Annotated in this window: 8 protein-coding genes; 6 read left to right on the plus strand and 2 right to left on the minus strand. The window is 68.4% G+C overall.

Features of this window, described 5'->3' with window-relative positions:
* Positions 1 to 144: 144 nt before the first annotated feature.
* Together ACFVH5_RS43895 and ACFVH5_RS43900 are read right to left on the minus strand one after the other, a co-directional pair.
* Entirely contained in the window at positions 145 to 1392 is a 1248-nt protein-coding gene (locus ACFVH5_RS43895) for an XRE family transcriptional regulator (RefSeq protein WP_385839291.1), read from the minus strand.
* 158 nt (positions 1393 to 1550) lie between these two features.
* Complete coding sequence (locus ACFVH5_RS43900; RefSeq protein WP_247706157.1) at positions 1551 to 1886, minus strand: winged helix-turn-helix domain-containing protein; 336 nt, start codon at positions 1884 to 1886, stop codon at positions 1551 to 1553.
* Positions 1887 to 2110: 224 nt separating this feature from the next.
* Between ACFVH5_RS43900 and ACFVH5_RS43905 the strand changes: the two genes are divergently transcribed.
* The 6 genes from ACFVH5_RS43905 (at position 2111) to ACFVH5_RS43930 (ending at position 4677) form a co-directional block, all read left to right on the plus strand.
* Positions 2111 to 2413, plus strand: a complete 303-nt coding sequence (locus ACFVH5_RS43905; protein WP_385839292.1) for a hypothetical protein — start codon at positions 2111 to 2113, stop codon at positions 2411 to 2413.
* A complete protein-coding gene (locus tag ACFVH5_RS43910) occupies positions 2410 to 2577 on the plus strand; it encodes a hypothetical protein (protein ID WP_210881319.1) in 168 nt (55 codons plus the stop codon). Before ACFVH5_RS43905 ends, ACFVH5_RS43910 begins: the two co-directional genes overlap by 4 nt.
* On the plus strand, positions 2574 to 2903 hold the full coding sequence (locus tag ACFVH5_RS43915; protein WP_385839293.1) for a hypothetical protein: 330 nt from the start codon (positions 2574 to 2576) through the stop codon (positions 2901 to 2903). The genes ACFVH5_RS43910 and ACFVH5_RS43915 overlap by 4 nt, the downstream gene beginning before the upstream one ends.
* A 62-nt stretch (positions 2904 to 2965) precedes the next feature.
* Positions 2966 to 3778, plus strand: a complete 813-nt coding sequence (locus ACFVH5_RS43920; protein ID WP_385839295.1) for a DUF2637 domain-containing protein — start codon at positions 2966 to 2968, stop codon at positions 3776 to 3778.
* Positions 3779 to 3795: 17 nt separating this feature from the next.
* Positions 3796 to 4179, plus strand: a complete 384-nt coding sequence (locus ACFVH5_RS43925) for an RRQRL motif-containing zinc-binding protein (RefSeq protein ID WP_328495605.1) — start codon at positions 3796 to 3798, stop codon at positions 4177 to 4179.
* A 33-nt stretch (positions 4180 to 4212) separates the two neighbouring features.
* Positions 4213 to 4677, plus strand: a complete 465-nt coding sequence (locus ACFVH5_RS43930) for a hypothetical protein (RefSeq protein WP_385839296.1) — start codon at positions 4213 to 4215, stop codon at positions 4675 to 4677.
* The last annotated feature ends 68 nt before the right edge of the window (positions 4678 to 4745 follow it).

A 4745-nucleotide genomic window follows, 5' to 3' on the forward strand; every position in this document is an offset into this window, starting at 1 on the left:
GTTCTGGTTTTTCTGAAAAACTCCCCGTGTTTGGGGGGGGGGCGCCCTATGCAATGTTTTTTTTTTGGTTTTTTGCGGTTGTTTTTTTTTGGGCGGCGGGGGGCCCCCCACAACCAGGGGGGGGCCCCACCGCCATGCGAGGAATTAGGAGGGAAGGAACCCTGGCTTCTCCCTGCCTAGATCTAGCAGGTGATTCAAATAGTCCTGTGCAGCCGGCTCGGCTCTGTAGCGCTGCCTCATGACGGCCGCGAGTTCTCGACTGGTCATGATCAGGGAAGGGACAGACTGACGCTGCCCCTGTAGAGCGCGCTCACCGTGAATGACGGCCTGTTCGAGGTCGCCCTCGCGCGCTGCGGCGACCCCCAGCGTTACCCGCGCTTCGGCATTCCGCATGGGTGAGCGTTCCGTGCCGTCGAAGTCAGTTCCTGCGCGCAGAACCTCGTCCGCGAGCGTTCGCGCAAGTCGGTCTTCCCCGACCAGCCGGTAGCAGTCCATCGCATAGAAATCGAACTTGGCGGGGTCCACAACAAAGTGGTTGTCCAGGTTCTCGGGATACGGCATCCCCTCTAGCAGTCGGCGCCCCTTGTCGAGGGCTACCTCAACTTGCCGACGGTCCCCGAGTCGCGCCCACGCCTTGGCTTCCTGGCCGGCGAGCTGCACGGCGACACCGTGGTGTGCTGCTGTCTCTGCCCCGGCTTGCGCTGCGGCGATAACTCCGCGGTAGTCGCCGGTCGTGAGGGCGAACCACGCCCGCATCTCGTGTGCCCACCCTGCCACCTCGGGGTGGTCGGACTCGGTCGCGAGCGAGAGAGCGGCACGCCGCGTTGACTCGGCCGCGTGACGGTCACCCGTGTCGTACTCGACACAGCCGACCAGCAAGGCGAGCCAACCCGACAGCGCGAGCACCTCGCGATGCTGGGCAAGCGTGAGGCTCTTAGTGTGCAGGTCGACAACGCGGCGTAGCCACTGCCGACCCTCGATAAGAAGCTGAGCACTCGGCATGAACGGGTATTCGGAACAGAGGCGGTCCGTGGTGATCCGGAGTGCATCGAGCGTCGCGCTGTCGACGTCGGACCGATTCAGGCGACTCACGATCTCCAGAGTCTCCATGCCGCTCGCTGCCAAGATTTCCTTGTCTCCGTCCCGACGAGATGGAGCAGGAAAGAGCGCGTGAGTCACCGTGCCGAACACGGCAGCGATAAGCGGTTGATAAAAGTCGTTTGGTGCTTGGCCGGACTCCCAGCGCTTCCACTGGCGAATCATGCTGTCGTCTGCTGGCAACTCCGTGGGCGCATGCGCGCGCAGGGCCCTGACCGCATCACGCTGTGACCAATCGCGCGCCTGTCGTTCGGCAGCGATACGTCGTGCCCATGCGGGCCTGTCGTCAGTCATGCGCCCTCCTCCGAGTGCCTACTCCGAGTCTCACGCACGGGCAGGGGGGACAGGGAAGGGGACAAGGGGGTGTCACTGAGCATGTCCCCGCCCCCTTCCTGCCGTCCCCCTGCTGTCACTTACCTCACACACTCCGTTACTCCCATGCTGGTTGCAGATCAAGCGCCACCCGGTGCGGAGCGGCTTTCCAGCGCTTCGAGTCGTTCGGTCAACGTCTTGAGTTGGGAGCGGATTTCCTTGATGTCATCACGCACGTTGCTACCCGGAGTGGACCCGTCGCTGACGAAGTTGCCCAGGTTGCCCGCCGACACGATCAACCCCTCGGTCCGGAGTGCGGCTAGCCCGTTCTGGATGGTCTGGCTGGCGTACCCGAAGCGGTCCATCAGCTCTCGCTGAGAGGGGAGTTTCTCCCCCGGCTTCATCTTCCTGATGTCGTCGCGGAGCGCGTCTGCGACCTGCACCGCCTTCGGCTTAGGCCCTCCTGTGACAGTCATGCCTTGAGGGTACCCACCACAGCGAACTAGTGCGCATCACCTCGCAAGGGTTGTGCACCACAGCAGACTAGTGCAAGCTAGTCAGTGAGAAGGGCCCTGAATCTTGGGGCTGTTCCTAGCTTCGTGGCGCCTCGCGCCACAGCTGACTTCAACGGCGAGAGGTCCCCGGGTGGCACCCCGGGGACCTCGGTCGGGCCGTTCCGTCGATTGAGGAGAGACGACCCATGAAGTACATCGTTGCTGGTCATGAAGCCGTTACCGCGACGGAGTTCGCGGAACTGGCGTTCGGTATCGACCCGGAGCTGTTCACCGACCCGGCCATGGAGTCCGAGGGTGATCGGGTGGTGCGGCTGGACGTGGCGCGCGAGGTACTCGCGGAGCTGCGGGAGTCGGACCCGCCGGCCGCGGCGTACGCGGAGACGCTGCTTCGTACGAGCCCGCTGAGGGACGCGCGGGCTGTGGCCCGTAGGCCGCGGACGCGCCGCACGGCGCGCGGCTCCGTGGTGCGTACGGCGGTGGCGGCATGAGTGAGCGCGAGATTCTCGACAGCTTCCCCGCCGGTCACCCGCGCGGTTCCTGGCCGGCTGAGGAGCGGGCCGCGGCACTGCGAGAGCAGGGCGAGAGCGCCACGGTCGTCATGGACCTGGACACGGACAGCTTCCTGATCGTCTCCGAGGGGGCTGCCGTATGAGCGGGAATCTGACGCTGGACGAGGTGGCCGTGCCCCTGCGGGCGCTGCGGCTGCTGTCCGTGGACTTCGGGCGCCTGCCGGCGCCGGACGTGCACGTGTCGACCACCTACCCGGAGCGGCTGGAGTTGGCGTTCCACGACGACCTGCCCGGCTTTGAGAGGTGGCGGGAGGCGCTGGGGATCGTCCCGGACGCGGTGACCTACCGCGAGCAGAGCGACGGCCGCACGCGCGTCCTGCGTGCGAGCGTCGACCACGCGGGTGCCACGGTGCTCCTGATCGCTTACGCGGACGTGGTGGCCCCGGCTCTGGTCGGGGGTGCGGCATGAGTGCTCCGGCCCGCGTCGACGCTCCGTCGACGCCCGTCGAAACTGCGTCGACGCCCGCAGCGGTGGACCACGCGATCACCGCTCTTGCGGCCGTGCTCACGGTGCTGTTGACGGCGGTGGCGTTCTGGCTCTCCTACGAGCACTTGCAGGAAGTTGCCGCCCGTCACGGCATGCAAGAGGCGGTCGCCCGATCGTGGGCGTGGCCGGCCACGGTGGATCTGTTCATCGTGATCGGTGAGCTGTTGATCCTGCGTGCCTCGCTCGCTCACCGGGTCGACTGGTGGGCAATCGGCCTGGTCACCGCAGGCGACGGCGCTTCCATCGCGCTGAACGTGGCCGGTGTCGGGCAGGATGCCGGGGCCCTGAACTATGTGGTGGCTGCGGTTCCTCCGGTGGCCGCGCTGCTGGCGTTCGGTGCGCTCATGCGACAGGTCCACGCCTACCTTGCCCGCCGTGCGTCGACGGGCGTCAACGTCCCGCCGCCGGGCGTCGACGCACCCTCGACGCCCGTCATGGTGAGCGTCGACCGCCCGACCGCCCCGTCGGCTGCCCCCGTGGTTCCGGTGCCTGCGGCCGTGGCCGTGCCGGTAGCTGTGGAGGCTGCGTCGACGCCCGTCACCCCGGAACCGGCCCCCGTCGACGCGGTGTCGACGCCCGTCGACCTGTGCGCGCCGGTGGTCTACCCGAACCGGGTTGATCAGTTGGTCCGCGCGCTGTACGGGACCGACTTCACGCAGCCGAGCACGGCCCGCATGACGCAGGCGATGGCCGCGGCAGGGCTGGGGACGTCGGAGTCGACGGCCCGCACCGCCCGCGGACGGGTCAAGACCCGTGAGCCGCACCTCGCCGTCCTCCCGACCGCGCTCACCGGCTGAACGGGAGGACGGCTTCCATGTCGTACTCCTACGCGAAGTGCTTCGACCCGTCCGGCGCCCGCCACGGGATCCCCACCTTCCCGTGGCGCTGCGCCCCCGACGGATACGCCACCCGCCGCCAGCTCCGTGCCCGTGGCCTGCGCCCTGGTGGGCAGCCGGTCGCCGGGCAGGTTTTGCGCCCGCGCTACCGGCGCGGCCCGCTGGTCGCCTACCTCTACCGACTCGACTGCGCCAAGCCCGTCCGCCCGATGACACCGGCGAAACGGGCCGCGCTCGCCAAGGCCAACACCGCGCGCCGCACCTGCCCGCAGTGCCGCGCGGATGCCGGCTACGTCATCCCCACCTCGCTCGGGGTGTGCGTGCCGTGCGCGTACCCCGAGGACGAACAGCGCGTCGCCTGAACATCCCATCGTCCAGTCTGGAAGGGGCCTTTCATGGCCAGCCCGAAAACCGTCCGTATCCCGCGCCAACGTGGCCGCGGACGGCAGCCGTACATCGTCGTCGTGCCGGAACACCGGCACTCCCTGACCGGGCGCGCGGCCTCTGCGCTCGCGCTGTTCGTGTGGGACCACCGCCGTGCGCTCGCCCCCACCGGGCTGGCGTTACTGGCGTTCGTGCTCACCGCCGTACTGCACACGCTTGCGTGGTGGGCGGCTCTCGTGCTCGCCCCGGCCGCGCTCGCGCCCCTCGTCTGGTTCGCCCTCGTCCAGCGCCGCCACCCCGCCGACGGATCCGCGCTCGCGTGGCGGATCACGCTCGCGGCCGTCTCCGCTCTCGCCGGGGGATGGGTGGCGCTCGCGGTCGCGGCCGGTCCGCTCGCCGGTCCGCTGGAGGTCTGGTGGCTGCTGCTCCTGCTCGGCACACAGACCGCGTGGCTCATCGTCCGCCGCACCCACTGACCTGACCAGGAGGAACCTGTGGCTTCAAACAACGCGGGCCAGCGCAACGGCGGCCCGAGCGCTTCCGC

The sequence above is a fragment of the Streptomyces sp. NPDC127119 genome (assembly GCF_042677425.1).
GTDB lineage: Bacteria > Actinomycetota > Actinomycetes > Streptomycetales > Streptomycetaceae > Streptomyces.

Excerpts from the sequence above, each read along its gene's own strand:
- ACFVH5_RS43915 (WP_385839293.1), top strand. The coding sequence starts at position 2,574 with ATGAGCGGGAATCTGACGCTGGACGAGGTGGCCGTGCCCCTGCGGGCG.
- ACFVH5_RS43895 (WP_385839291.1), bottom strand. The coding sequence starts at position 1,392 with ATGACTGACGACAGGCCCGCATGGGCACGACGTATCGCTGCCGAACGA.
- ACFVH5_RS43910 (WP_210881319.1), top strand. The coding sequence starts at position 2,410 with ATGAGTGAGCGCGAGATTCTCGACAGCTTCCCCGCCGGTCACCCGCGC.
- ACFVH5_RS43930 (WP_385839296.1), top strand. The coding sequence starts at position 4,213 with ATGGCCAGCCCGAAAACCGTCCGTATCCCGCGCCAACGTGGCCGCGGA.
- ACFVH5_RS43925 (WP_328495605.1), top strand. The coding sequence starts at position 3,796 with ATGTCGTACTCCTACGCGAAGTGCTTCGACCCGTCCGGCGCCCGCCAC.
- ACFVH5_RS43900 (WP_247706157.1), bottom strand. The coding sequence starts at position 1,886 with ATGACTGTCACAGGAGGGCCTAAGCCGAAGGCGGTGCAGGTCGCAGAC.
- ACFVH5_RS43905 (WP_385839292.1), top strand. The coding sequence starts at position 2,111 with ATGAAGTACATCGTTGCTGGTCATGAAGCCGTTACCGCGACGGAGTTC.